This is a genomic window from uncultured Clostridium sp. (genome assembly GCF_937920395.1).
Lineage (GTDB): Bacteria > Bacillota > Clostridia > Clostridiales > Clostridiaceae > Clostridium_AD.
The window spans coordinates 1-26,794 of sequence record NZ_CALEVF010000281.1; the positions used below are offsets into that span (position 1 = coordinate 1).

The window sequence follows — 26,794 nt, forward strand, 5'->3', positions numbered from 1 at the left end:
GAAATCAATATTATCCCCTGTCCTTTTACCTGAGAGTTTCACTAGTTTTCACAAGTTTTCTCCTTCGGTGCTCAATTTGAGTCTCTCCAAGGGCTCGTCCTATAACAGTCATATCCATGTGGTACCTAAAAATTTACTTTTTTGGTGTATAGATATACTATACACTTCTGCTATAATCATCCGAACTATTTAGTTGTAAGTTATTATTGTTATTCTAACAGTTTTACTAACTAATTTCAACATATTATATTAATTTTTCTAGTTAGTACAATAAAAAAATGCCCCTAAAGGCACTTTTTAAACATATCTTATATTTGATTTTCTTTAATCTTTATTTCTGAAGAAATATTAGGATTAAACACATGTTCTATTCTAGGTAGTGATATTCCTAATGTTTCACGAAGAACATCCTCTACTGTTTCTACAGTTTTAATGGTTAATAAACTCTTAACTTCTTCAGGCACATCCTTTAAGTCAACTAAATTTTCCTTAGGAATTAATATATTCGTTATACCAGCTCTTTGAGCTCCAATTAGTTTTTCCTTAAGTCCACCTATTGGAAGTACTGCCCCTCTTAAGGTAATTTCTCCTGTCATGGCAAGTTTTGAATCCACTTTTATACCCGTAACAAGGGATGCAAGTGCAGTGAACAATGTAATTCCAGCTGAAGGACCATCTTTAGGAACAGATCCTGATGGAACATGAATATGAAGATCTCTTTCTTTAAAGTTTATAGAATTCATTGGTAACCTTGATTTAAGTAAACTTAAAGATATCCTTGCAGATTCCTTCATAACATCTCCTAGTTGTCCTGTTAATATGACTTGTCCACTTCCTAGCATGTCTGTAGCTTCAATGAAGAGTATTTCTCCACCTACTGATGTCCATGCAAGGCCCGTTACTACTCCTGGTGGATTATCCTTTTGTGCTTTATCATGACTGGAAACTTTTCTGCCAAGTAAATCATCTAAATCACTTTCAGTAACAATAAATGGTAATTCACCTTTATGAGATACAATTTTTTCTGAAGTAATTCTTGCAAGCGTAGCAAGTTGTTTTTTAAGGCCACGAACACCAGCTTCCATTGTATATTCGCTGATTATCTTCTGTAAAGCTCCATCTTCAATCACTAACTGTTCATTATTTAATCCATGTTCTTCAAGTATTTCGGGTATTAAATGATTCTTTGCAATATGAAATTTTTCATTCATAGTATAACTAGATATTTGAATTATCTCCATTCTATCAAGTAGAGGCCTTGGAATGTTATCCAAAGAGTTAGCTGTTGCTATAAAGAATACTTCTGACAAATCATAAGGTACATCCAAATAATGATCAGTAAAACTATTGTTTTGCTCTGGATCTAGTACTTCAAGTAAAGCACTAGCTGGATCTCCATTATAGCCAGTCATTAGTTTATCTACTTCATCTAAAACCATAACTGGATTTATTTCTCCAGCTTTTTTTATGCTTTCAATAATTCTTCCTGGCATTGCCCCAATATAAGTTCTTCTATGTCCTCTTATTTCTGACTCATCACGTATACCACCTAAACTTAATCTTATATATTCTCTGCCCATTGCCTGTGCAATACTTTTACCTAAACTTGTCTTACCAGTACCTGGAGGTCCAACTAATAATAAAATAGAACCTTTTTTATCTTTTTTAAGTTGCATAACCGCTAAATGTTGTATTATTCTATCCTTAACTTTATCTAGTCCATAATGCTGCTGGTCAAGTATTCGCCTTGCTTCGCCTAAATTAATAATTTTTTGTTCAGACTTTTTCCAAGGAAGTTTAACTAATAAATCTAAATAATTACGTACAACATTATATTCAGCACTGTTTTCACTTTGTCTTTCTAACTTTTCAAGTTCATCTAAAGCAACAGTTTTTATTTCATCTGGCATTTGAGCTTCTTCAATTTTATCTATATAAGTTTTGTCTTTCTTCGCACCCTCACTTTTACCTTCATCCAATTCTGTTTGAATTGCCTTTAACTGATCTCTTAATACTGCTTCTCTATACCCCTTATTAGCTTTCTGAGTAAATTTTTCTGCCATCTCAAGTTGCAATTTAAGAGCTTCCTTTTGTTTTAGGATGTAATCCATAAACTTAAGACTTCTCTCTTTCAATGATTTAATCTTAATTAAATCATACTTTTCTTCGTTTGTTAGCGGCATAAATTGAGTAAGATGAGCCATTAGTGAATTTAGGTCTTTTTGATCTTCTATCATCTTCATAAACTGATCTGATCCCTTAAATCTTTCACTAACCTCACGAGTAACCTTCTTAATGCACTCAATCATTTCTTCTTGACCTTTTTCATTAAGATCAATTATATCTGGTGTAACCTCAAATTCTACACGTATAAAGCCACTTTCAATAGTAAGTTCATTAATCTCAACCCTATCTAAAGTTTTAATCTTCACTTGATATCCTTTTTCTGTTTTCTCAACATCATTTACATGAAATGTAACTCCTACTCTATGAAAATCTTCTTCTTTTAACTGATTTTGATTAAAGTTTTGTTTTAAAGGTAAAGCGATACTAAATTGCTGCTTATCCTCTAAATTTTGAAGTTCTTCTTCACTAATTTTATTTAGTTTTAAAGTATAAGCCATTCCTGGTAATAAAACTATATCTGCCACAGGAATTACCATTCCCTCTTTATTTTTTTTATCTAAACTCATCATTTAAATCATCCTTTCTTTCGATATCATTCATAAGTGAATGTTCGTTTAATAAATTATCCGCTTCTATTTAATAAAATAATTTGTATAGTTAGGCTAATAAAGCATCCTGTATTATTGTAATCAACTCTTTTAGTAAATCATCTTTTTCAACTTCTCCAATGCATTGGTTACTAGCAATAGATTTTATTGGGAAAAAAAGTATTGCTACCAAGTTATCATTTTGAATATTTTTCAGGACTCTTTTTTCTTTCATTTCCTCAAACAAATCATTCAAATTTTTTATGCCTTTTCTATCTAAACAATGACAAGCTAAGGCTGGACAACTGGAGAATTGATCCACAAAATGAAATATTTCTCCATTCTCTTTAATGTAAGTATAATATCCTCTGACAAGTATTTCAATAAGTTCATGCCCATTCATATTTTTATAAACCCTTCCAAGCAAATAATCAAATATTTTTTCAGAATACTCATAATATATATCTTGAAACATAATTTCTTTATTCTCATAATAAATATAAACAGTTGCTGGGGAAACCCCTGCCTCTTTTGCAATCTTTGAAATAGAAGTACCATGAAAACCTAGTTCAAGTATTAGTTTAACAACTGCTTCCTTTATACTTTTTTCTTTTTCATCATCTTTTCTTCTCATCTAAACACCTCTATTAACTTCTATAATAAACGATCGTTCATTTATTGTCAAGCGATAGTTTACATTTTAAAATTATATTTATTTTTTACTACTTAGTAATTAAAACCAATAATCTGATTTTTACCCATATTTTTTGCATTATATAAAGCATTATCAGCACTCCTTATGAATTCAATAATTGTATTCTCATTATTAGGAATAATCGCTGAAACACCTAATGTTACAGTTACACAATCTTTTACTATTGAAAATTTATGTGGTATTGATAATTTCTCCACAATACGTCTAAAATCTTCCCCGTATATAATTGCCTCCTCTATAGTTGTATCAGGAAGTACAATTACAAACTCATCTCCACCATATCTTGCTGCAAAATATTTCTTCATCAATGTTTGTCTAAGCACATTACTTATTTTTATTATGCAATCATCTCCGTCTGTATGACCATAATTATCATTATATTGTTTAAAACAATCAATATCAAAAATTATTATTGATATAATACTTTTTTTCTCCTTTGCTCTATCCCATTCATTTGAAATAATAGAATCAAATTTTCTTCTGTTAGGAATACCTGTTAATCCGTCATTTTCTGATAAATAAATTAATTTATTATTAGTCTCTTCTAGTTGTAATTGAACTTTTCGCCTTTGCTCCACCTCAATAAGAAGATCCATTGATTTTATTGCATTATTTATTGCTATGGAAGCATATGATGAAAGTGCTTTTATCATTTCCACTGTAAGCATCTTAAAAGAATTTTTCTTGAAAGCTTGTACCGTAATTACTCCAATTAAATTATTATCAATGGTTAGAGGACAGTATATTGCGGACTTAAGTTCATAATTTTCTTTATTAGTTGTACTATAATTTAATGAATCCACATAATTTAAATATTCATTATGCATATCATTAATGACTATGATTTTATTCTCTTTTAAACATTTTACAGCGAGACTTGCTTTGTTATCGAAATTAACCTCATGCATATTATTTTTCACATTGTTCTCTATTAGATATTTATATTCAATTGTTCTATTCTTCTCATTATAAATAGCAATTCCAAATTCATTTGCTTCCATAAAGATTTGCACTGTATCATGTAGCATTTCATAAATTTCATTAAGATCTAAGGTAGTTGTTATTTTGGCTCCTAACTCACTAATTATTGATATATTTTTTATGATTTCATAAGATCCTCTGTTTTTACTCTAAGTGCTTCACTATTTTCTAATATTCTCCTATTTTCTTCTTCTAATTTTTCAATCTGTACCTTCGATTTTAAGCTTCTAACTCTATTATTAAGTTCCAAGCTTTCTAACTTTTCTTCATTTTCAAAATATAATTTATAATACCTATTAGCATTATATGTATCTTTTTCACTTTCATAAAATTTTATAGTTCTTTTACATATTTCCATAGTTTTAGCATGCATTTTATTTTCTATAGAAATTCTGTACGCATCGTCCAGTTTATCAATTGCTTCACTCTTCCTTCCAGCATTTTCAAGAAAATTACTAAAATCTAAAAGAAGGTCAATTTTGAAATAAATGTAATCCGTTTCTATTGAAATTTCGAAGGCCTTTAAAAAATATTTTTCACACTCCACATACTTTAATTTTTTCTCATAAATTAAAGCAAGTATCCCATAAGCTTCTTGTATACCAATTTTATAATTGTAATTCAATAAAATAACAACTGCTTCATTTAAATATCGCAAAGCACTTTCATAATCACCTAATTTATATTGGTTGTTACCTAAATTAGTAAGTACCATACCAAATGTAGCTTGGTAATTTAGTTTACTTTCTATATTTATAGCAAGATTATAATATACAATTGCCTCTTCATAACATTTAAGCATTCTATATATCTCGCCAATATTATTATAAATTGTTGCAATATAACTTTCAACACAACGATTCTTATAGTGATTTTCACCTTTATTAAAGGTTTTCGCTATTTTTTCAGCAAAATTATAGTAATCTAAACTCTTTTCGTATTTTTCAATATCAAAATAAATATTACCTAAATTTATATATGCTAGTATTTGCAAATCACATATATTATTTTTTTGAGATAACTTTATGGAATCAAATAAATACATTGTTGCTTTTTCATATTTACTTATATTTAAAAAAGCTCTCCCTATGCACAAAAGTGTAAATGCCATTCCTTTTTCATTAACCTTATCAACGCAAAACGAATGTACTTTAAGACCATACTCAATAGTCTTCTCTGAATTTATATATGTAATTTGTTCAAGATTCTCTAACATTTCATTAATTTCACTGTTAGTATATTTTTCTTTCATAATCATCCCCTCCCAAAGAAATCCAATACACATAGTGTTTTTATATAATCTCTTTAGATATACATACAAATATTTATTTTGATATGTAAATATTTAAATTATACAATATATTACTTTACTTTGCCATATTTTTAGTTTAAGTTACAATAAATCCTTGATTACTTGCTTTTTTTCACTTCCTGCATCAATTCCTTAATATTTCCTTCGATGCATGGATACTCTAGTTTCAAATTTTCCATAGCTTTTACTATTATCTTTAATATGATATAATCTCTAAACCATCTATGATTTGCAGGAATTACATACCAGGGAGCTTCACTGGTGCTACAATTAGATATCACATCGCTGTAGCATTCTTGGTACTTATCCCAAAATTTTCTCTCCTTTAAATCTGCCTCTGAAAACTTCCAATTCTTTTCTGGCAATTCTAATCTACTTTCTAATTTTTCCAATTGAAAATCCTTTGATATATTTAAAAAGAATTTTAATACAATTGTATTATTATTCACTAGATATTTCTCAAATTCATTTATTTCCTTAAACCTGCTAAAGGCAGTATCTTCATCTATCATATTATGAACACGTGTAACAAGAACATCTTCATAATATGATCTATTAAACACCGCAATATCACCTTTCATCGGTGTTTTCTTATGCACTCTCCAGAGATAACCATGTCCTAATTCTTCTGGGGTTGGAACCTTAAAATTTTCAACATTAAATCCACTTGTGTTCACCCCTGCTAGTACTTTTTTAACAGTGCTATCTTTACCACTACAATCCATACCTTGTAGTATTATTAAAAGCCCATATTTTTTAGAAGCATATAACACATCTTGAAGTTCAATAAACTTCTCCTGTAATTTTACATATTCTTCTTCTATATCTTTTTTAGATAAATCAGCTGTATCAGCCGGTTTAAAATCTTTCATGTCAAATTTTTTATTATTAGAACTAATTGTAATTTTATTTATCATTTTATATTCCTCCTATTTCAAAGTATTTTACTTTACTCTACCTGTTCTGTCAAGAATATTCTTACAATACAGAACTGTACCTTATTTTTTTAATACTCCTTATAAGAAAAAATATTGTAAGCGCTGTTGCAATCAAATCGGCACAAGGCTGTGAAAACCATAATCCATCCAATTTTAAAAACAATGGGAGTATAAGAATAATCGGTATTAACACTATAACTTGTCTTAAAATACTTAAAGTCATCGATGTTTTTGCTTCATTTATAGCTTGAAAATAACTTGCGCCTAAAATTTGAAATCCTAAAATAGGTAAAAACATTAAATCAATCCTGAGTCCACGTGCCCCTAACTTTATTAGTTCAGGATTATTACCTACAAATATTGTGATAAGTTGATTTGCAAATAATTGTACAACAATAAATCCAATTACAGCAATACAAGTTCCAAAGGTTATGGCAAGCTTTAAAACTTTAAAAACTCTATCGTATAATTTAGCCCCATAATTATATCCTATTATAGGCTGTATCCCTTGACTAATACCAACTATGGGCATAAAAATAAGCATTGATATACTATTGAGTACCCCCATTGCAGCAATAGCAATATCCCCGCCATAAGTATAAAGACCTTTATTATATAAAATAGCTACTAGGCTTGAGGCTATTTGCATTGAGAACGGTGCCACCCCAATTTCAAAAATATCCTTTACAATATGTTTATTGAGATTTAAATTAGTTTTGTTTAATTTAAGTATACTTCCACTTTTTTTACATATAAAATATCTAAGTACTACTAAAGTATTAAAAGCTTGAGAAATTACAGTTGCTATTGCAGCACCTTGTATTCCCATTTTAAATACGAATATAAATATTGGATCTAATATAATATTTATAATTGCGCCAAACATCATTGTAAACATTGCCATTTTAGGATTACCCTCGGCTCTAATTATATTATTAATACCAAATCCTATATTTTGAAAAACAGCCCCAATAAGTATAATTTGTATATATGCTTTTGCATAGAATATATTATTTTGACTTGCACCAAATAATATTAAAAGTTTATTCAAAAATAAAACTCCGAAAATTCCAAGTACTACTGATATTATTGTTAAAAGTATTACTGCATTCCCCAAAATATTATCTGCTGCCTCAACATTTTTTTCTCCAAGTCTTATTGATATTACAGAGCAAGCTCCTATACCAATAAGCATCCCAAATGCCATTATAATAACTGATATTGGGAATGTTATAGCAAGACCTGATAATGCATATGATCCTACCCCTTTAATATGCCCTATATATATTCGATCAACAATGTTATATAAAGCATTAACTACCATTCCTGTTATTGCTGGCACAGAAAACTTAAATAATAATTTCACTATACTTTCTGTTCCTAATTTTTCATTCATAAAGTCTTCCTCCGTTTCGATATTAAATATCTAATAATAATTATTATCATTTACATTGTCGTGAAACTATACTAATATAATATACAAGAAACAAATATAAAATTTAAAGTTTAAACATAGTATTAAAAATAACTAACTTTTAAAAACGTAATATAACTAATATATCGTTTGTCTAAATCATAATTATAATATATTGAAAAGGAGAGATCAAATTGAAATTAGAAATTGAAAGATTACTTAAATCAAAAACATTAGATTCATCTATAACTGTAAAAAACTCTTTAGTTATGGCACCAATGACTACATTTTCTGGAAACCCTGATGGAACAATATCTGAGGAAGAATTAAGTTACTATAAATTAAGGTCAAAGGGTGTAGGAATAGTAATTACTGCAACAACATATGTAAGAGAATCGGGCAAAGGATTTCCTGGACAATTCGCTGCCTACAACAATAGCTTTTTACCTGGGTTAAAAAAATTAGCCCAAACCATAAAAGGAGAAGGAGCCTTAGCAATTCTTCAAATATTTCATGGCGGTAGAATGGCAATTCCAGGCGAAATACCTGGTGGACAAACTATTAGCGCAAGCGCCGTAGCACCCGTTAGATCTGGTTCAATAACCCCTCGTGCTATGACAGAAGCAGAAATTCAAGATATTATTAAAGCTTTTGGTGAAACAACTAAACTTGCAATACTCGCTGGCTTTGATGGTGTTGAAATTCATGGGGCAAACACATATTTATTACAACAATTTTTTTCTCCTCACTCGAACCGCAGAGAAGATGAATGGGGTGGAACTATAGAAAAAAGGATGAATTTTCCACTAGCAGTTATTGGCGAAGTTAAAAAAATTATTAAAGAAGATGGCATAAGTAATTTTATAGTAGGCTATCGCTTTTCACCAGAAGAAATAGAAAATCCTGGAATAACGTTGGAAGATACCCTTTTATTTATAGATGTACTTGCAAATCAAGGACTAAGTTACTTGCATAGTTCCATATCTGATTTTTGGCAAAGTTCAATACGTGATACATCTGATACTACGCCTATTATTTGCAAGATACTAGACAAAATACATGGCAGAGTACCCTTTATTGGGGTTGGTTCTATTCATACACCTGAAGATGCTCTAAGGGCACTAAATAGCGGCACAACATTTATATCTCTTGGCAGAGAGCTAATTATGGAGCCCGACTGGGTAAGCAAAGTCCAAAGTGATAATTTTTCAGAAATAAGGACTACCTTATGCAAAACTCAAGATAGATCTTTAAATATTCCACAACCACTTTGGAATATAATTATAAATACACCCGGTTGGTTTCCAATATCAAAATAATTATCTTGTAACTAAAAATTATTTATCACCTCTTATATAAAAAACAAAAAATCAAAGAAATGTTTAGAGATGTAATTTACACTTTACTTCTCCATTCATTTCTTTAAAATTATTTTTATATTTATTATACTTTGCCTATTATATATTATTTTTTATTTTTATCATCATATACGAAGTTACAAGGTCCACCTTCACAATTTGGAACTTCCTCATCATCTTCACCAGTATACATTTTTTTACTGCTTATATCGTTTCCCGTTGATGTTCCAAGCAATTTTACAATGTCAGTTGCCATATCTTCTGGTGTAGTTGTTGGTTCATATCTATTTTTCACACTACCATCTCTACCAATAAGAAATTTTGTAAAATTCCATTTTATTGAATCTCCCACTAATAATTCAGGGAATTTTTCCTTGAGCATATCATTAAATTTTTTTTCATTATCTTTATTGATATCAAATCCTTTGAATTTTGCTTGCTCTGTAAGATATTTAAAAATTGGATGAATATCTTTCCCTCTTACATCAGTTTTTTCAAACAATGGGAAACTGACTCCATAATTAATTTCACAGAAATTTTTTATTTCACTACTTTCACCAGGTTCCTGAGCTGCAAATTGATTACTTGGGAAGCCCAATATTTCAAAGTCCTTATCTTTGTACTGCTCATAAAGCTTCTCTAAGCCTTTGTACTGTGGTGTAAAGCCACACTTGCTTGCCGTATTAACTATAATAAGCACCTTTCCCTTGTACTGTTTTAAAGAAACCTCTTCCCCATCTATTGTAATTGCATTAAAATCATAAATTGACATTTATTATCCCTCCATTTTTATATGTTTTCTAAAATAATGTAAAATCTTTTTCTTCAACCAAAATAGTCTTCTTATATAAGTTAATTGTCATTGTAATTATATTATTTATTTTTCCAATATTTTTCTGCTGTATTCTCCATTTCTTCAAGTCTTGTATAATAATCTGGATATTCTTTCAAATGTGCAAGTGCAATTTTACCTGTAATTAATGAATCATCATCCGTAACATTTGTACTTAGATCTATTCCACCATGTTCTAGTTCAACAACCATTCCTTTTCTAAACTGTTCTACATTAAATTTAATCCATTTTATGCCAAGTTCATTACCTATTTCCTTAGCTTGTTCATTTGTAAATACTTTTTTATGTAACATAAAATCCCACCTTTTTTTATAAAATGTTTTCATATATAAATAAAAAAGACTTATTTATATTTTGATTAAATATTTAGAATATTCTACTATTATAATACCATTCACGTAGATACATTTCAACACCTTAGACAAATAAGATTCCTTTTTTATTAGGAAGTATTCTTTTTCGTTCGACAACTAATGTTTAATAATAAATATTATTATTTTCAGATAAATATAACAAAAAATATAAATTACAAGATTTTACTTTTTATTTATGGTATCGTATATATATAAATATTTAAATAATTATTAACTTAGATGTAGATTTTATTATATTAGCTAAAAATGTGCTATAATAATTCTTTAATGTCTTTACATACATAAATAATTTATATATCTAATTTCTTTATGTATATCGAATACCATTATAAATGGAAAATTTGTTAGGAGTGAAAAAACATGAAAAGTACAATATTAACACCTAGTGGGGTAATAAAATTAGAAGAGGAATTAACCCTACGAACTGGAGAAAAAAGAAGAGAAATTACGGCAGCAATTAAAGAAGCAAAAGGACATGGTGATTTAAGTGAAAATGCAGAATATGATGCAGCTAAAGATGAGGAAGCAACTAATAATGATAGAATAATTACTGTGCAAGAGTTACTTCGTAACTCTACAGTAGTAGATGACGATAGCAGCGATGAACAATTAGGACTTGGTGGTCAAGCTGATATTAAATTTCTTGATACTGACGATATTGTAAAAGTACGCTTGGTATCCACAGTAGAGACCAATCCAGAGCTTATGAATATAAGTATTGAATCACCACTTGGGATAGCAATCTATAAAAAGGCACTTGGAGAAAAGTGCACAGTTTTAGCACCTGAAGGTAATTATGAAGTACTTATAGAGAAAATTTACGAATAGTAAAATATTGGTACTAATTGTGTTTTTTTTATAAATTATTTTTATAAAAGTAAGAATTTAAGCAGAAAATGATTACTGCTTAAATTCTTACTTTTATTATTAATGAGCTTTGTCAGTGGCTGAAGCAATAAAACTTTTTTTAATTGTTTCTACAACTCTACTATATTTATTCTTTTGATTAGTTGGAAATTTAAAAATAAAGGTATCAATTGAACCTTTTCCAACTACTTTCTTTTGATATACTATTTTGTCGCCTTCAGTATAAGATATTACAAACCAATTACCATCTTTAACTTTATAATTCATATTATTATTTTTTATAGCTTTGTTATATATCAAATCTATTGTATCTTGTAATGCATTATTAGTTCCATAAATCTGAAGTGATACACTTTCATCATCTGATTTAAACATATTTCCATTAGCAGTTTCTTCAACTACTTTAAGATTACTAGGATACTTAATAGAACATAAAAATTTTGCATTAATGTAACTTTTATATTCAACGTCTTTAGGTAAATCCTTTTGAGACGTTTCATTCAATGTTTTTTTAATTTCAATCGCCTTTGCATCTGACAATTTTTTATCTGCTAATATCTTTGCATCCACTATTTTCTTGTCTGCTACTATTTTAGCATCTACAATTCTCTTGTCAGCTACCTGTTCTGGTGTCCCCGTTGTAGCTTTTGCACTTTCTGCTGACATGGATGGTAACATCCTTTTATATAAAATAACTGTTACAACAACCATAACTATAACTGATAAACTTATAATTACTTTTATTGACCTTTTCATTAGTTTTTCCTCCTAATATATTCTTTAGTTAGAATCCTATGCATAGATTTTTTTACTTTATAAATGCATATCCAAGTTAAGTATACATTATTATGTGATCTTTCCAAAGTCAATAAGTTACATATCATTAAAATGCTATCTTTGTCTTAATTAGTAAGGTTTACAAATATTAATTTTTCTCTTGTAAATCCAATAGGTCACAAAATTAATTATTTTCATTTTGCTTCTCTAGTTTTAAGAGTTTTGCTTTAACATCCAAACCACCTGCATAACCAACTAATTTACCATTTGCACCAATGACGCGATGACAAGGAATTAATATAAGAATTGGGTTTTTATTATTTGCCATGCCTACAGCACGGGTTGCTTTTATATTACCAATACTTTCTGCAATCTCTTTGTAACTGTTAGTTTTTCCATAGGGAATTTCTCTTAGTGCCCTCCACACCTTCTGCTGAAAATCTGTACCAATAGGAGCTAATGGTAAATCAAATATTTCCCTAATCCCTGAAAAATATTCTTGGAGTTGCTTATTTGCTTGCTTTAGCAAAACGGTTTCACTAATATTTATACCTTTAGGCATTTTTTCAGCAAAGTTCATTTGAGTAATAGCCATACCATTTTCAATAATTCCTATCTTTCCAATTATAGTCTCATAATAAAACATGTTATTAATATTACCACCACCAATTTTAGTGTCTCTATAATATATATTACTCTATTCTTTTATTTTTGTCTTTATGTATGTTCCTTGAGCACTCATGCTGATACTCCAACTACTGTAGCTAAAACAGCTAATATGTTTATATCATTTTTGTTTGATTTTTTACTCATAGAACATTCCTCCATTTTTATTTTATTAATCTTAAATCTCTTATTTACTATAAGAGTTCAATTATAACAAATTGTATTTATACACTTTTAAGTATTGGTAAGAAAATACTTTTAGTAGCAAAGTACTTCAACTTACATAATATATGGTGAAAACTATTTTTTATGGAGGATATATATGTCCCAATGCCCTTATTATTATAATATGATGTTATTAAACAAATATATACAAATAAATAACAATATGATATTTACAAACATGATGTTATCTTACAATAAAAAATTATGCCGAGATGAAATAAAGCAAACCACTGAAACATCCTTAGAAAACAATAGCGTAAATCTTGTTTTAGATTCTCAGAATAATGATAATATCCCAAAAAATTTCCGTAAGTCGTCTACTATATTAAATACGCAAAATAATAAAGATTTAAACCTTATTGGACTCATCACATTAAACATTTCCGGTAGCCAACAATTTTCAGGAAATAATCTACCTATTTTAATAAAAAGTATAAACACTTCATCGCCAATTACTATCATTGACTTAAGACAAGAATCACACGGATTTATTAATGAATTACCTGTTAGTTGGGCTAATGCGAAAAATGATGCCAACATAGGACTAACTAAAAATCAAGTAATGCTTGATGAATACACTAAACTAAGCAATATAAAATTAAATGTACCTCTTACATTTTATAATCATAAAAATATAACTATTATTCCAACAAAAGTTGAAGATGAAGATCATCTTGTTAATTCTAAATCATTATCGTATAACCGTATAACCGTTACTGATGGCAAAATACCTAAAGATGATATGGTTGATTACTTTGTAAATCTTGTAATATCACAGCCTAAAAATAGTTGGTTTCATTTTCACTGTAAACAAGGTATTGGAAGAACCACTACCTTCATGATTATGTATGATATGATTAAAAATTCAGACAAAGTTACAGCTGGTGATATTATAGAGAGACAATTATTATTAGCAAATTTTGATGAGAGTCATATTAAATCTTTTAATAATAATGAAAGAATTAACTTTTTAAATGAGTTTTATAAATACTGCAAGGAAAATAGCAATGAGTTTTATTAAATGGAGTGAATTTAGAAGTTCTATAACTACTAATAATTATATGAAAAGTCCCATAACCGCAACTTACTTGTATGTTATATCTCAAAATACAATGACGACAGCTGAGAGAGCAATGATAGCTACCCTTCAAGGCCTTGTTAATAAACAATCTTCTATTCAAATATATACACTTAATTCCTCTCAACCGGATTACAAAATATGGCTCGATAATTTAAAAGAAAATTATATGGTTTCCTACGAAAATGTGTCAAATCCATGGCACTTATTAGATGTATTTAAAGATTATATTGAAGGGTATGTACTCTACAATAATAAATTGCTAAACGACCCTTCAATAAATAATGCTTGCACGCTTGCCTCATTAAATAATTGTATTGCAGTTGATGAAACTATTCAAGAAAAAGCTAGGATTTATGGTATAACAAAGATTATAGGAGACTGCAGAAATACTGATGAAAACTGGGCCTTTGATAATTTATGGAATTCTGGACTCAATCATTCTATAGTAATTCAATTATCACCTGGTAACTCTACAGCTTTAAGAGACTATGCAATAATGACCAAGTCTCTAATATTTTATGAAGATAAAATTAATGTTACAGTTCTTCGCGATAAAGTATTTTCAGCCATGGATAAAGACTCCCTATGCCTCGGTTGGGGACCAGATGAATTTATTAATGTAAGTACGGCTTCAAAATATGGTATTAGTATAATAGCCGCAGATTGGTCTTATAATTTAACTGTGTTAAGTTCATTTCCTTCATCACCCATAAAACAAAAGAATTTAGTACCCATGTTAATTAAAGACAATGTTCATACTGTAACCTTTATTATGTCTGATGGAGATAATCAGCAGTGGGACCTTGGAACTAATTATGGTTCTCACAAATGGTTTGGTTCTCCTTATAAAGGTAATTTCAATTTGGGTTGGTCATTAAGCCCTTCCTTATATTATCTTGCACCTACCGTATTTAAACTATATTATGAAAGTGCAGCTCATGGATCTACAAACGACTATTTTTTAGTACCTCCCTCTGGAAATGGCTACATGTACCCAAGTAAATTTGATAAAAAATCATTTGACATAAATATTAATAGATTAAATGATTATATGGAAAATGTAGATGAGAACTATGTATCAATTATTGATGACTCTTCTTTTTATAATAAAGATCTTTGGGATAAGTTTACTATAAAACCAAATATACATGGATTATTTTATCTTGATTATCATAAACACGACAACTACCACGGAGAGATTATTTGGTCAAATAATAAACCCATAGTTTCATGTAGAGATTTACTTTGGGATGATATTGAAAGTGAAGATGAACTCATAAAAAATATAAACCTTCGAATTGATTCTAATCAAGTAGATATTAAAGATCATAATAGTTACACTTTTGTTTATGTTCATGCTTGGAGCAAAAACCTTAACAACATTGAATATGTTGTTAATAAATTAAAAGAAAATCCTAAAGTGGCAATAGTAACCCCTGATACATTTATGAAATTAATAGAGAAAAATGTAAAACATTAATTTATAAAATATTTTACCTAATATCTTAAAATTTAATCCATTAATATTAAAAAATATTAATATAACTCACAGTTGTAAAGTTATTATTGCTATAATAATGATATATGCTTACAAAGGAGGGTTAAGTTATGGCAGAAGCTTTAAAAAACATGTATAACAAGGAATTTTTACAGCAATTTGGTGAGAAAGTATATAATGTCTATCATTCTTTTGATATTGATGGATTTATAGCTACCATAATAGATGATACCTGGGTTGAACTAAAGTTAATGGAGAGGATGAATCGAATTACTAAAACACTTGGAGCATTTCTACCCGAAAAATACGATGAAGCTCTAGAAATACTATTTGAAATAGATGAATATTGTGATGGTTTTCCATATTTATTTTTTCCGAATTTTGTTTCAATATATGGTAAGTCAGATTATAATTGGGAACTTTCAATGGTAGCTCTTAAGCGTTTTACTACTAGATCCTCCTCTGAATTTGCAGTAAGACCATTTATTATGCATGATCCTGAGCGAATGATAAATAAGATGCTCGAATGGTCAAAAGATAGCAATGAACATATAAGACGACTTGCAAGTGAAGGTTGTCGTCCACGTCTACCCTGGGGAATCTCCCTTACTATGTTTAAGTGTGATCCAACAATGGTGCTATCTGTACTTGAGCAACTAAAAGAAGACCCTTCTATTTATGTACGTAAGAGCGTCGCTAACAATTTAAATGACATTTCAAAAGATAATCCTTCGGTCATTGTGGAAACAGTGAGACGTTTAAAGGGAATAAATAAGTATACTGACTGGATACTAAGACATGGCTCACGAACATTAATTCGCAAAGCAAATCCAGAAATAATGAAATTATTTGGATATGGAGAATCTATAGACAGGCCTATTACTAACTGTGCTTCTTTATCTATAGATCCACCTTTTCTAAAAATTGGCGAGAGTTGTAAACTTAACTATGAGCTTTATATTCGTGAAGGCAACCCTATACATATACGAATAGAATATGGTATTTACTTTGCACACGCAAGAGGAAAGACCTCTCGTAAATTATTTTTACTCTTTGATAAAATAGTAGATGGGGGGCAATGTCTTGCTGGAACTAAAATTCATAAATGGGCTGATCTTACTACAAGAAAACATTACCCAGGAGAACATAGGATAGTTATACTTATTAACGGCTCGGAAGTAGCTACTTCAATTATGAATTTATTTTTATAATTATATAATCAAAAAAATTATATAAGCACTCTTCTAAATCTTAAGTTAGAAGAATGCTTATATAAATTGACCTATTTAGTCGTTACACAATAATAAAATATTAACGAACTATTTTTTTAATAAAATCTTCTGATTTTACTATATATCTTATATGTGTTCCTTCCCCTATTTTACCCATGTCATCAAATGCTTCTACCTTAAAAGTTAATTTTTTACCTTCGGCCTTTTCAAGTATTGCCTCAGCTCTAACCTTAACTCCAACAGGTGTTGGCTTTATATGCTTAACACTAATCTCTATACCAACTGTGGTATATCCAGTAGGTAATTCTTTCTTAACGCCATTTTTTGCTGCATTCTCCATAAGTGCTGTCATCGCTGGAGTAGCATAAACATCTAAATCTCCAGATCCATAAGAATTTGCTGTATCATTTTTCCCTACTAACTGCTCCATAACAGATTTAAGTCCTTCATTAAAATTAAATTCCATTTTCATCACTCCTTTAAATATATCATGTAAGATATGCTACATGGTTTTATATTAGTACAAGTACCTTATTGTACTAATATAACATCATTATGGAAGTGTATCAAGTGATTTTCATACTTATTGTTAAAAATTTATCAAAAAGATATGTTTCTATCTATAGGTTGGGATAAGGTTATAAATGTATCTGTACTTCGAACTCCTGAAATTACTTGAAGTCTATTCATAAGTAAATCCTGGAGATTTGAAATGCTCTTGCACATTACTTTAATAAAAATAGAATAGGCACCTGTTGTGTAATGTAGCTCTACTATTTCTTTTATTTCTTTCAATTGCTCTAATACATCAGGATATGAAGATGCTTTATTAAGATAAATTCCAATAAAGCAACATACATCATACCCGAGTTTACTTGTATCTAATATAAGTCTAGCCCCTTTAATCAATCCCATTTCTTGCATTTTATTCATTCTAACATGAATTGTGCCTCCACTTACATGACAATGCCTTGCAATTTCAAGATAAGGTATTCTAGAGTCTTTAATTAAGATTTCTAATATTTGATAGTCTAATTCATCTAAACCGGGAACATTTAAATCCATACCATCAGCTCCTAATAAATTTATATTTAACTAAAATTAATAATATTGTACGCTTTATATCATTATAGCAAATCAATTAGCAGATTAGCAAAAAAACAGCAAATTAATTTATTTTTTTAATAATTTAATAACAAAATAGCTTTTAAATTACCATGATTATAAATTTAATAAATATTCATTGGATATATTGCAATAAGTAGATATATGTATTATTATATTATCAATGGATCAAACAAAAATAAAAATATATCAGGGGGAATTACAATGACAGAATTAAAGGCAGAAGAAAAGAAATTATTAGAAATAGCTGTGGCTAAGATTAAAAACAATAAAATTAAGGATATATTATTTGTTCAACAGTCAGTTTTAAAAGCTGTAGATGAATTTATGTACAATAGAAGAATAACTAGAATATTACCACTTATGATGTCACCAATTACAGATACTTTAAACCATAGTGTTGAAGAATGTGAGATAAACTATAACAAACAAACCTTCAATGTTATGAAATCAATGATATTTCACAAACAAATGACCATGTTAAACAAAGATATTGATAGCCTTTATATAGTCTCTCCTAACATAAGACTTGAAATGGCAACTAGGGGTGATTCAAGACATTTATTCGAATTTACTCAAGTAGATTTTGAATTTAAAGAAAAAACTATGGAATATGTGCTTAAATTCATAGAAGAAATCATAACTGCTATATTTAAATTTGTAAAAGAAAACTGTATTCCAGAGTTAACAAGACTTGGAGTAGGTACTGATCATTTAAACATAACTGGACCATTTAAAAAATATACAACTGATGAGATGCAAGCAAAATATGGTGATGATTTTGAATCAGAAGCATCAAAAGCTGCAACGCAGCCTTTCTTTTTAACAAACCATAAGAGAGAATTCTATGATGCTGAAGATCTAGATAACTTAGGAACTTATAGAAACTATGATCTTATTTGGCCATTAGGATTTGGAGAAGGATTAAGTGGAGGCGAAAGAGAATTCACACTAGACAGAATACTTTTAAGAATGAGAGAACTCGGAACTGATGAAAATGCATTTAGATATTATATTGAACTTGCAAAACAAGGAGAAATATTTAAGACTGCTGGAGCTGGTTTCGGTGTTGAAAGAATAACCAGATTTATTACTAAGCAACCTGAGATTAGTGATGTTACATTATTCTGTAGAAAACCTGGTCAGCAATATATATTCTAATTTAATATAAAAAGATGGTGACTATTTTAAAATAGTCACCATCTTTTTATATTTTGTCTACCATATTTTTTTCTGCTGCTTCTACCATTCGCCTTACCATTTCTCCACCAACATTACCTGAATTTTTTATTCTATTTACTTCATTACTAGGAACATCACCCATATAAGCATTTCTGCTATGAACATTATCCATAGCCATGTCATTTGCTACTTCCATCTTAAACTTTTGGAGTTTTCCCATTGCCTCTGGTACTAACGTTCTTCTACTCATTTTACTACCTCCTATGATTTTATAAAATAAACATTCAAAAAATATCATAAAAATTTTGTTATCTACCTTATATCGTTACAGTTAGTATTTTAAAAAATAAGTTTTTTATTCATTTTAATAATTGATTTTTTTTCTATGCTTTAGCCTTACTTAGAGCCTCCTGTGTTGCGCTAATAATACCATCGCTACTATAAGTAGCACCAGAAACTGTGTCAACTGTTGTTAATTGAGTCGATATTATTTCAGAAATTACCGTGCTTTCTGCTCTGGCATAAAAATCTGGAGTATCTTCATTTGATACTGTTTCAACTTTATTTATTTTATTGCCTTTTATTGTAACTGACATCTGTGTTGTACCGCCATGGAACCCAATACCCGTTCCAGTATAAGTACCATCTTTATAGGTACTTGCAGCAGTTGCTGTATTTGCTGTTGTTGTACTTGTATCAGCAGTGCTACTATCAGTTGTAGTTGTATCCTCAGCACTAGTTGTTGTATCATCAGTACTATTAGTTGTTGTTGAACTTGAATCAGTAGTTGGTGTCGTTGTTGTAGTTGCAGTCGAACTTACTTCTGCTTTCTTTAATGAATCCTCAGTGGCACTAATAATACCATTACTACTATATGTAGCACCAGAAACTGTGTCAACCGATGTTGATTGATTTGACACTATTTCAGAGGTTATAGTACTTTCTGCTCTTGCATAAAAATCAGGGGTATCTCCATTTGATACCGTTTCAACTTTAGTTATTTTATTGTCTTTAATTGTAACTGACATTTCAGTAGTACCACCTTGGAATCCAGTACCTGTTCCTGTATATGTTCCATCTTTATATTTTTGAGAAGTACTACTCGCACTTGTACTTATACTTGTACTAGTGGTACTTGCTATAGCCAATCCACTATTGGTTAATGCCTGCGCTCCTAAATTATTAACAGCATAAAGTCCTACCATTGCAGCTATTGCTACACTGCTTGCAAGTTCTGGTTTTACATTTTCACCAAGAACATTTATCTTAGTATTGCCTCTAGGACACGCTTCGATGCATTTGAAACAATTAATGCAATCCCCACCACATACACTCTCTACTTTATAAAGTTGTAATCCCATTGAACAATTATTGCTGCATATTCTGCATTTTCCACATTTATCAGTAGGTTTTTTAATTTTGAGTATTCCTATTCTTGAGAAAATGTTAAAAATAGCTCCTAAAGGACATAAATATCTACAGAAAAATCTTTCTACAAAAAGAGCACCTATTGTTATTAAAAGTAGTAGTATAACTCCAATAGTGTAATCAGATAATACCTGAGGAAAACTCGTTATTTGCGCAAAAGCATCCCAAGGGCTTGTCGTATCAAGAACTTTACTTCCCATGGTCCAAACAACAACTACAAGTAATAATAGAACCACATATTTTACGTATTTTAAAACTTTATCTACTTGCTGGTTTACTTTAAAATTAATCTTAAATACTTTTTTTGATAATAAATAAACGAAATCATTGTAAGTTCCAAATGCACAAACCCATCCACAAAAGAATCTCCCAAGTAAAATTGTTATTATTATAGCTGTTGTGAACTCAATTAAACTAGGAAAAGCTGTTATAAAATTCAAATTGCCTTTAATTATCATACTATAAATACTTTTTAGTTCTAAAAAAGCTAATATAAATAAACCAGGTGACAAAATAAACATAATCAGTTGTACTATATGTCTAAATATTTGTATTTTCTTTATCTTTTTTACCATTTTATATCCCCTTTTAAATCATATTTTTATATACAAACTCATGACTTGTAATTTCAAATTTACCTTTCATTCCTGATGTTACATAGATCTCCTTACTTTTAGTTATTAATATGGCATCTATGCCCTCTATTTCTTCTATTAATTTAATAGCCTTTTGCACACCCATAATATACACTCCTGTAGATAGTCCATCTCCATCAATTGAGTTATCAGAGATTATTGTAGCACCTACAATATCACTTTCTGATGGATAACCCGTACTTGGGTTTATTATGTGGTGAAATCTTTTGCCTTCTACTTCAAAATATCTTTCATAATTTCCTGAAGTAACTACAGATTTATTAATAACACTAATTGTTAAAACGAATTCGCCACGAGTTTTAAATGGATCTTGAATACCAACACTCCATGGTGTTCCATCGATTTTTGTACCAAGAGCTAGTATGTTTCCTCCAAGATTTATAAGCGCACTCTTAATACCATTTTTAACCATTACATTTTTAACTTCATCTGCGGCATATCCTTTCGCAATACCTCCAACATCAATTTCTTGCTCTTTATTCTTTAAAAAAATAGATTTATCATTTTTATCTATTACTACATCCTTATAGTTTATGATCTTAAGTTTTTCCTTAATTTCATTACTGCTCGGAATCTGTTGCCCTTCTTTTCCAATACCCCATAATGTTACTATAGGTTTTATTGTAATATCGAAAGCCCCTTTAGATAACTTACAATACTTTATTGCCTTTTGAATAACATAATAAGTATCGTTACTAACTATTTGAGGTTTATTTCCAGCATTTATACTTATTTTTAATATTTCGCTATCCTCTTTAAAAACCGACATCTTGTTATCTATCTCATAAACCTTTATAATAGACTCTTCAATAGCTTTTATTGCTTTTTTTCCATATACTTTTAACTGATTAGAGGTACCAAGCGAATAAAATTCTCTAAGTATATATGATTTTTTATTATTGCCAGTTATAAATATTAAAATTAAAATAATGAATATTAGCGCTATCATTATAATCAATGAGTTGTCTATAATCATAAGCATTCCTAGTAGACCTCCTTATAATATCTTAATTTTAAATTTAATTAGCTTTGCAATGTCTATAATATAATATCAATATTAAAATAGAATTAAAATTTCCTGTGAATCTTCTAAGAGAAATGTGTACAATTGCTTAACATGTTTCTCCTCGGTTATTTAATTACTATGTATTTATACTAACAAATAATTATCTAATAATTATCAAATGATTATGTTATTTTTATGTTATTATTGAATTTGCATAAAACTTTTTACGAAAAAAAACTACTGAAATATAAATATATTTCAGTAGTCCACTTTTAAATTTGTATTTCAATAAAAACATTATCCTTTAACTCCACCTACTGTTAATCCTCCAACTATCTTCTTAGATAAGAAGATAAATGCTATCATTATAGGTACTATTGAAATGGCGACACCTGTGAAAACTGCGCCATACTCTGTCTTATATGTTCCTCTAGCAAGCATTACCATTATAGGTAGTGTAAACTTATTAGGATCAAATAACAATATAAGAGGTATTAAAAAGTTATTCCAAGTTTGAATGAATGTGAATATAGACATTGTAGCAACACTTGGAAATATAAGAGGTAATACTATTCTGTTAAATATTTTAAGTTCGCTGCATCTATCAATTCTAGCAGCTTCTATTAGCGACCTACTTATTGCACCATCTGTATATCCTTTAATAAAAAATACCGATGCAGGCGTTGCTATAGCTGGTATTATTAAAGGCCAATATGAATCAAGTAATCCAAGCTTTTTTACCAATTGAAACAATCCTATCATACCTAATTGTGTAGGTATCATCATGGTAGCAAGTAGTACCCAAAAGAGAATCTTATTCGCCTTAAATCCGAATTTTGAAAAACCAATTGGTTAATCATCACCTGAGTCGCTACATGTAATGTGATTTATTTTAGAGGCTTACACGAATTTCTTTTAATTAAATCAATAGGTATTGTATAATTCGCTGAAAAATTTGAATTACTCTCGATTGATGTTATCAAAGTATTCGTTGCAATCGATGCCATTTCAAGTAGTTTCATTCTTACAGTTGTTAACGCTGGATTTATATATCTTGCAACCTCTATATCATCAAACCCTACTATAGAAATATCTTCTGGTACATTTAAATTAGCTTCTTCGATAGCCTGTATAGCTCCTATTGCCATCATATCATTTCCACAAAATATTGCAGTAGGTATTTCCTTTTGGAGAAGTTTTTTGGTTGCATTATACCCTCCACTGATTGTAAAATCTCCTTTAACAATCAAATTACTTTTTACAGTAATTCCTGCATCTGTTAATGCATTTTTATAAGCATTAAACCTTTCTATCCCGGATAAATTTTCTGATATTCCTACTATATGTGCAATACTCGAATGTCCAAGTCCAATTAAATAATTAGTAGCTTTGTATGCTCCATAATAATTGTCCGCATTTACTATTATACATTTATTATAAACTTCTTCATCTGATTTCACTGCTTGATCTAATAGTGCGACTCTGCAACCAGAATTTATAATTTCTTTTATTTCTGGTTCTCCATTTTTTTCTCCTATAAAAATACCACCAGATACAGTCTTATTATAAAAAATTTCTTTTACTTTTTTATAATCCTTTTGTTTACTTACTATGGAAACAAGTACGTTATACCCCATTTTACTTGCATTTTCTATAACTGATCCTGTAAATGGAGTAAAGTAAGAACTACTAGTAACCTGTTTACCATTAGGATCTTTCTTCATATCAATTATAAAAAGTCCAATTATCCTGTTTTTAACTCCGGCAAGCATTCTAGCAGATGCATGTGGTACATAATTATTTTCCTTTATAATCTGCTGAATTTTTTTTCTAGTTTCATCTGGAACATTATCATAATTATTAATTACTCTTGAAACAGTGCTTCTTGAAACTCCGGCTATCTTTGCAATGTCTATACTGTTCATTCCACACCTCTTTTTTAAATTTTAAACGCGTGTTTATAATGTAATAGTACTATAATCTTTCATTCTTTTCAACTTATAATATGCTGAGATTTGCTCACATAACCATGTTTTAACATAATTTACTCCATTTATATCCCAATTGCTCCTTTTCTTGCAGAACCGTTTACACTTTTTTTATTTGGGCTATATTTAATCATAATGTTGAAAACACGACGATTTTTAAGGGAAGACTAATGTCTTCACCTAATTAAATTATCTCCTTGATCGTGCAATATTACCGACTTCAGAAGTAGCTATATACTTCCACTGAAGTTTATATTTTTTAGGATATGTACCTCCATCTTATAAAAATGGAAGAATTACCTTCTGAAATGTCATTAAAATTTAAAACTATCTAATATGTCTTTGAGGCTTGTCGCCTTATCATTTAAGCCCATAGCTAAGCTATGCATGTTTTCATTTGAATTATTTTGATCTTCAACTGAAGCAGATACCTCCTGCGTTGCAGCCGCACTCCTCTCTGCTACCATAGAAATATTAATAATATTATCTGACAAACTAATCTTCCCTTTTTCAATTAAATTTATGCTATTAACAGAATTATGCATAGCACTAACCACAGTTTCTATGGCTAATTTTATTGAATCAAAAGACTTACTAGTTTTTGTTACTTGTATTATTTCATCTGAAAAAGCTAGTTTAGCACTATTTGATATATTCATTGCGCTACCAATTGATTCATTTACCTGCTTTATTATTTTACTTATTTGGATTGAAGCACTTTGAGATTGTCCAGACAATTTTCTAACTTCTTCTGCTACTACAGTGAAACCCTTCCCAGCTTCTCCTGCTCTTGCCGCTTCAATTGATGCATTTAATGATAATAAATTAGTTTGATCAGTTATTTCATTAATTTTATTTAATATTAATAAAATGTCTTTTGTATTATCCTTTAACTTTGAAACAGTAGCAGAAACTTTGGCAATAGCCTTAGAATTACTATCAGATGATTGATTTAAATCATGGATAATAATTCTACTATCTTCTAGTACCAAGAAACAATCTTTTGCTGCGCCTGAAACTTTATCTAGTCCCTCGACTGCTTTATTAATATCTAAATCTAAGTCACTCGAGGTTTCAACGCATTGCATTGTATTTTCAACCTGTTCACCAGATCCCGCTGTAATTTCTTGAATTGCAGCAGTAACTTGTTTTTAAGTCAAAGCGTTCCCCAGCGTAAGATTAAGTAGCCTGTTTGAAATTTCATCAGTCTCACTAGCAAGCTTGCTTGTTGTCTTTAGCATATGCCGTAATTTTTTAGTCATATTATTAAAGTTTTCACTCAGTTTATTCAGCTCCATTATTTTACTAGTTTTACTTTCTACCATTAAATTACCTTCAGCTAACTCTTTTGTTAATCCAATAATTTCATTAATAGGCTTCGATATCTGCATAGACATCAATAGAGAAATAATAACACAAGCAATTAAACATAAGATTATAATTACTGAAATATATTTTTGTATATTTGTGGCCGTTGCTGACAATTCAGCTTCAGGTACTACAGCAACATATTTCCAACCATTTAAGGTTGATTTAGAATACACACCAAACATCTTAGTATTCCCATCTTTAAATGTAAAATCTCCATCTTTACTATTTTTTATAGAACTATAAACATTATCCTTTAATTGTGTTCCCGCTAATTTAGAGTCCTTATGTGCTACTATTTTACCATTTTCATCTATAATATATATATCCATTTTTACCTATTTTGGAATCAGTTAAAGCACTATTTAAAACATCTACACTTATATCTATTTCTAAAATTCCTAAAACTTTTGTTCCAGTAATATTTTTAATTACACTAATACTACTTAGATAACTAGCGTTTCTACCTTCTACAATCTTTGAATCATGTGGTGGTAACCAATATGGCTTTCCATTATTCTTAACTACCACATTATACCAGGACTCTTTTTTAGCGCCTTCCATAACACTATTAGACTCCTCCAAGGTTCTTACATTTGTTGGAAAACTAGATGTCAAACCATTTTCACTATAAAAAGTCATTCCACTAATAACATTTAAACTATTTGTTAATGTTGCATTTGTCAGTTCATTTGAAATTAATACTCTATTATTATCCTTAATATCATTATTTACTTTATCATTATTAATTAGGGATATAAATTTTTTATTAGAATATAGCTGTGCTGGCATATTATCTACTGAGCTATTTATCATCTCTACATAATTTTTGTTCTGTCTTAAGGTCTCGGTTGAAGAATTTTTAAAATCTTTAGTAACATTTGCCTTTGTTATTAAATATGTAGATACCCCTGTTACCATTAATTAAATCATTACTAATAAAGAAAAAGTTATAGTCAATTTACCTAGAATACTTTTAGAATTTATTCTCCGGATTTTTTTTCCCATTTTATAGCCCCCCAAATATAATTGCTTT

General features: G+C 29.4%; 23 protein-coding genes, 2 pseudogenes and 1 riboswitch. Of the genes and pseudogenes, 5 read left to right on the top strand and 20 right to left on the bottom strand.

Features of this window, described 5'->3' with window-relative positions; genetic code table 11:
* Positions 1-7: 7 nt before the first annotated feature.
* A riboswitch (glycine riboswitch) is annotated at positions 8-100 on the bottom strand.
* A 208-nt stretch (positions 101-308) separates the two neighbouring features.
* From lon to Q0649_RS17945, 6 genes are all read right to left on the bottom strand, one after another.
* Positions 309-2,696 (bottom strand): endopeptidase La, encoded by a 2,388-nt coding sequence (lon, locus tag Q0649_RS17920; protein ID WP_298845243.1) that lies wholly within the window; start codon positions 2,694-2,696, stop codon positions 309-311.
* A gap of 88 nt (positions 2,697-2,784) precedes the next feature.
* Complete coding sequence (locus tag Q0649_RS17925; protein ID WP_298845246.1) at positions 2,785-3,348, bottom strand: TetR/AcrR family transcriptional regulator; 564 nt, start codon at positions 3,346-3,348, stop codon at positions 2,785-2,787.
* Between the two features lie 92 nt (positions 3,349-3,440).
* Complete coding sequence (locus Q0649_RS17930) at positions 3,441-4,535, bottom strand: diguanylate cyclase domain-containing protein (protein WP_367179410.1); 1,095 nt, start codon at positions 4,533-4,535, stop codon at positions 3,441-3,443.
* Positions 4,529-5,662, bottom strand: coding sequence for a tetratricopeptide repeat protein (locus Q0649_RS17935; protein ID WP_298845249.1), 1,134 nt, complete (start codon positions 5,660-5,662; stop codon positions 4,529-4,531). Before Q0649_RS17935 ends, Q0649_RS17930 begins: the two co-directional genes overlap by 7 nt.
* 158 nt (positions 5,663-5,820) lie before the next feature.
* Positions 5,821-6,639: a PPK2 family polyphosphate kinase gene (locus Q0649_RS17940; RefSeq protein ID WP_298845252.1), complete on the bottom strand. Its 819-nt coding sequence runs from the start codon at positions 6,637-6,639 to the stop codon at positions 5,821-5,823.
* 61 nt (positions 6,640-6,700) lie between these two features.
* Entirely contained in the window at positions 6,701-8,056 is a 1,356-nt protein-coding gene (locus tag Q0649_RS17945; RefSeq protein ID WP_298845255.1) for an MATE family efflux transporter, read from the bottom strand.
* 212 nt (positions 8,057-8,268) lie between these two features.
* On the opposite strand from Q0649_RS17945, the gene Q0649_RS17950 reads away from it, so the two are divergent.
* Complete coding sequence (locus Q0649_RS17950; RefSeq protein ID WP_298845258.1) at positions 8,269-9,393, top strand: NADH-dependent flavin oxidoreductase; 1,125 nt, start codon at positions 8,269-8,271, stop codon at positions 9,391-9,393.
* A gap of 268 nt (positions 9,394-9,661) precedes the next feature.
* On the opposite strand, the pseudogene Q0649_RS17955 reads toward Q0649_RS17950, so the two are convergent.
* A pseudogene (locus Q0649_RS17955) lies at positions 9,662-10,204 on the bottom strand (glutathione peroxidase); the annotation flags it as partial.
* A gap of 101 nt (positions 10,205-10,305) precedes the next feature.
* Positions 10,306-10,578, bottom strand: a complete 273-nt coding sequence (locus Q0649_RS17960) for a DUF5661 family protein (protein ID WP_298845262.1) — start codon at positions 10,576-10,578, stop codon at positions 10,306-10,308.
* A 441-nt stretch (positions 10,579-11,019) separates the two neighbouring features.
* Here Q0649_RS17960 and greA point away from each other — a divergent pair, with 441 nt between their 5' ends.
* A complete protein-coding gene (gene greA, locus Q0649_RS17965) occupies positions 11,020-11,487 on the top strand; it encodes a transcription elongation factor GreA (RefSeq protein WP_298845265.1) in 468 nt (155 codons plus the stop codon).
* 99 nt (positions 11,488-11,586) lie between these two features.
* Here the strand turns inward: greA and Q0649_RS17970 are convergent, their stop codons facing one another.
* Both Q0649_RS17970 and Q0649_RS17975 read right to left on the bottom strand, forming a co-directional pair.
* Positions 11,587-12,282, bottom strand: coding sequence for a hypothetical protein (locus Q0649_RS17970; protein WP_298845268.1), 696 nt, complete (start codon positions 12,280-12,282; stop codon positions 11,587-11,589).
* A gap of 205 nt (positions 12,283-12,487) precedes the next feature.
* A complete protein-coding gene (locus Q0649_RS17975; RefSeq protein WP_298845340.1) occupies positions 12,488-12,958 on the bottom strand; it encodes a methylated-DNA--[protein]-cysteine S-methyltransferase in 471 nt (156 codons plus the stop codon).
* A 459-nt stretch (positions 12,959-13,417) separates the two neighbouring features.
* Between Q0649_RS17975 and Q0649_RS17980 the strand changes: the two are divergent.
* Positions 13,418-15,755: pseudogene (locus Q0649_RS17980) on the top strand (GxGYxYP domain-containing protein); the annotation flags it as partial.
* A gap of 128 nt (positions 15,756-15,883) precedes the next feature.
* The gene (locus tag Q0649_RS17985; RefSeq protein ID WP_298845270.1) at positions 15,884-16,984 is read left to right on the top strand and encodes a DNA alkylation repair protein; all 1,101 of its coding nucleotides are present in this window, start codon (positions 15,884-15,886) and stop codon (positions 16,982-16,984) included.
* Between the two features lie 100 nt (positions 16,985-17,084).
* On the opposite strand, the gene Q0649_RS17990 is transcribed toward Q0649_RS17985, so the two are convergent.
* On the bottom strand, positions 17,085-17,471 hold the full coding sequence (locus Q0649_RS17990) for a thioesterase family protein (protein ID WP_298845273.1): 387 nt from the start codon (positions 17,469-17,471) through the stop codon (positions 17,085-17,087).
* 134 nt (positions 17,472-17,605) lie between these two features.
* Positions 17,606-18,070, bottom strand: a complete 465-nt coding sequence (locus Q0649_RS17995) for an Lrp/AsnC ligand binding domain-containing protein (RefSeq protein WP_298845275.1) — start codon at positions 18,068-18,070, stop codon at positions 17,606-17,608.
* A 264-nt stretch (positions 18,071-18,334) separates the two neighbouring features.
* Between Q0649_RS17995 and Q0649_RS18000 the strand changes: the two genes are divergently transcribed.
* Positions 18,335-19,291: an asparagine synthetase A gene (locus tag Q0649_RS18000; protein ID WP_298845278.1), complete on the top strand. Its 957-nt coding sequence runs from the start codon at positions 18,335-18,337 to the stop codon at positions 19,289-19,291.
* Between the two features lie 46 nt (positions 19,292-19,337).
* Here the strand turns inward: Q0649_RS18000 and Q0649_RS18005 are convergent, their stop codons facing one another.
* The 8 genes from Q0649_RS18005 to Q0649_RS18040 form a co-directional block, all read right to left on the bottom strand.
* A complete protein-coding gene (locus Q0649_RS18005) occupies positions 19,338-19,562 on the bottom strand; it encodes an alpha/beta-type small acid-soluble spore protein (RefSeq protein WP_298845280.1) in 225 nt (74 codons plus the stop codon).
* Between the two features lie 133 nt (positions 19,563-19,695).
* Complete coding sequence (locus Q0649_RS18010) at positions 19,696-21,315, bottom strand: FMN-binding protein (RefSeq protein ID WP_298845285.1); 1,620 nt, start codon at positions 21,313-21,315, stop codon at positions 19,696-19,698.
* 13 nt (positions 21,316-21,328) lie between these two features.
* Positions 21,329-22,378: an FAD:protein FMN transferase gene (locus Q0649_RS18015; RefSeq protein ID WP_298845287.1), complete on the bottom strand. Its 1,050-nt coding sequence runs from the start codon at positions 22,376-22,378 to the stop codon at positions 21,329-21,331.
* Between the two features lie 321 nt (positions 22,379-22,699).
* Positions 22,700-23,251: a carbohydrate ABC transporter permease gene (locus tag Q0649_RS18020; protein WP_298845343.1), complete on the bottom strand. Its 552-nt coding sequence runs from the start codon at positions 23,249-23,251 to the stop codon at positions 22,700-22,702.
* Between the two features lie 38 nt (positions 23,252-23,289).
* Positions 23,290-24,327, bottom strand: coding sequence for a LacI family DNA-binding transcriptional regulator (locus Q0649_RS18025; RefSeq protein ID WP_298845289.1), 1,038 nt, complete (start codon positions 24,325-24,327; stop codon positions 23,290-23,292).
* Between the two features lie 377 nt (positions 24,328-24,704).
* On the bottom strand, positions 24,705-25,478 hold the full coding sequence (locus tag Q0649_RS18030) for a methyl-accepting chemotaxis protein (protein WP_298845292.1): 774 nt from the start codon (positions 25,476-25,478) through the stop codon (positions 24,705-24,707).
* 63 nt (positions 25,479-25,541) lie between these two features.
* Complete coding sequence (locus Q0649_RS18035; RefSeq protein ID WP_298845295.1) at positions 25,542-26,090, bottom strand: hypothetical protein; 549 nt, start codon at positions 26,088-26,090, stop codon at positions 25,542-25,544.
* A complete protein-coding gene (locus Q0649_RS18040) occupies positions 26,068-26,679 on the bottom strand; it encodes a hypothetical protein (protein ID WP_298845298.1) in 612 nt (203 codons plus the stop codon). The genes Q0649_RS18035 and Q0649_RS18040 overlap by 23 nt, the downstream gene beginning before the upstream one ends.
* Positions 26,680-26,794: the final 115 nt, after the last annotated feature.

Bases quoted from the DNA above. Each gene is read 5' to 3' on its own strand.
- lon (WP_298845243.1), bottom strand. From the start codon at position 2,696: ATGATGAGTTTAGATAAAAAAAATAAAGAGGGAATGGTAATTCCTGTG.
- Q0649_RS17925 (WP_298845246.1), bottom strand. From the start codon at position 3,348: ATGAGAAGAAAAGATGATGAAAAAGAAAAAAGTATAAAGGAAGCAGTT.
- Q0649_RS17935 (WP_298845249.1), bottom strand. From the start codon at position 5,662: ATGAAAGAAAAATATACTAACAGTGAAATTAATGAAATGTTAGAGAAT.
- Q0649_RS17940 (WP_298845252.1), bottom strand. From the start codon at position 6,639: ATGATAAATAAAATTACAATTAGTTCTAATAATAAAAAATTTGACATG.
- Q0649_RS17945 (WP_298845255.1), bottom strand. From the start codon at position 8,056: ATGAATGAAAAATTAGGAACAGAAAGTATAGTGAAATTATTATTTAAG.
- Q0649_RS17960 (WP_298845262.1), bottom strand. From the start codon at position 10,578: ATGTTACATAAAAAAGTATTTACAAATGAACAAGCTAAGGAAATAGGT.
- greA (WP_298845265.1), top strand. From the start codon at position 11,020: ATGAAAAGTACAATATTAACACCTAGTGGGGTAATAAAATTAGAAGAG.
- Q0649_RS17970 (WP_298845268.1), bottom strand. From the start codon at position 12,282: ATGAAAAGGTCAATAAAAGTAATTATAAGTTTATCAGTTATAGTTATG.
- Q0649_RS17985 (WP_298845270.1), top strand. From the start codon at position 15,884: ATGGCAGAAGCTTTAAAAAACATGTATAACAAGGAATTTTTACAGCAA.
- Q0649_RS17990 (WP_298845273.1), bottom strand. From the start codon at position 17,471: ATGGAATTTAATTTTAATGAAGGACTTAAATCTGTTATGGAGCAGTTA.
- Q0649_RS17995 (WP_298845275.1), bottom strand. From the start codon at position 18,070: ATGGATTTAAATGTTCCCGGTTTAGATGAATTAGACTATCAAATATTA.
- Q0649_RS18000 (WP_298845278.1), top strand. From the start codon at position 18,335: ATGACAGAATTAAAGGCAGAAGAAAAGAAATTATTAGAAATAGCTGTG.
- Q0649_RS18005 (WP_298845280.1), bottom strand. From the start codon at position 19,562: ATGAGTAGAAGAACGTTAGTACCAGAGGCAATGGGAAAACTCCAAAAG.
- Q0649_RS18010 (WP_298845285.1), bottom strand. From the start codon at position 21,315: ATGGTAAAAAAGATAAAGAAAATACAAATATTTAGACATATAGTACAA.
- Q0649_RS18015 (WP_298845287.1), bottom strand. From the start codon at position 22,378: ATGCTTATGATTATAGACAACTCATTGATTATAATGATAGCGCTAATA.
- Q0649_RS18025 (WP_298845289.1), bottom strand. From the start codon at position 24,327: ATGAACAGTATAGACATTGCAAAGATAGCCGGAGTTTCAAGAAGCACT.
- Q0649_RS18030 (WP_298845292.1), bottom strand. From the start codon at position 25,478: ATGCAATGCGTTGAAACCTCGAGTGACTTAGATTTAGATATTAATAAA.
- Q0649_RS18035 (WP_298845295.1), bottom strand. From the start codon at position 26,090: ATGGATATATATATTATAGATGAAAATGGTAAAATAGTAGCACATAAG.
- Q0649_RS18040 (WP_298845298.1), bottom strand. From the start codon at position 26,679: ATGGTAACAGGGGTATCTACATATTTAATAACAAAGGCAAATGTTACT.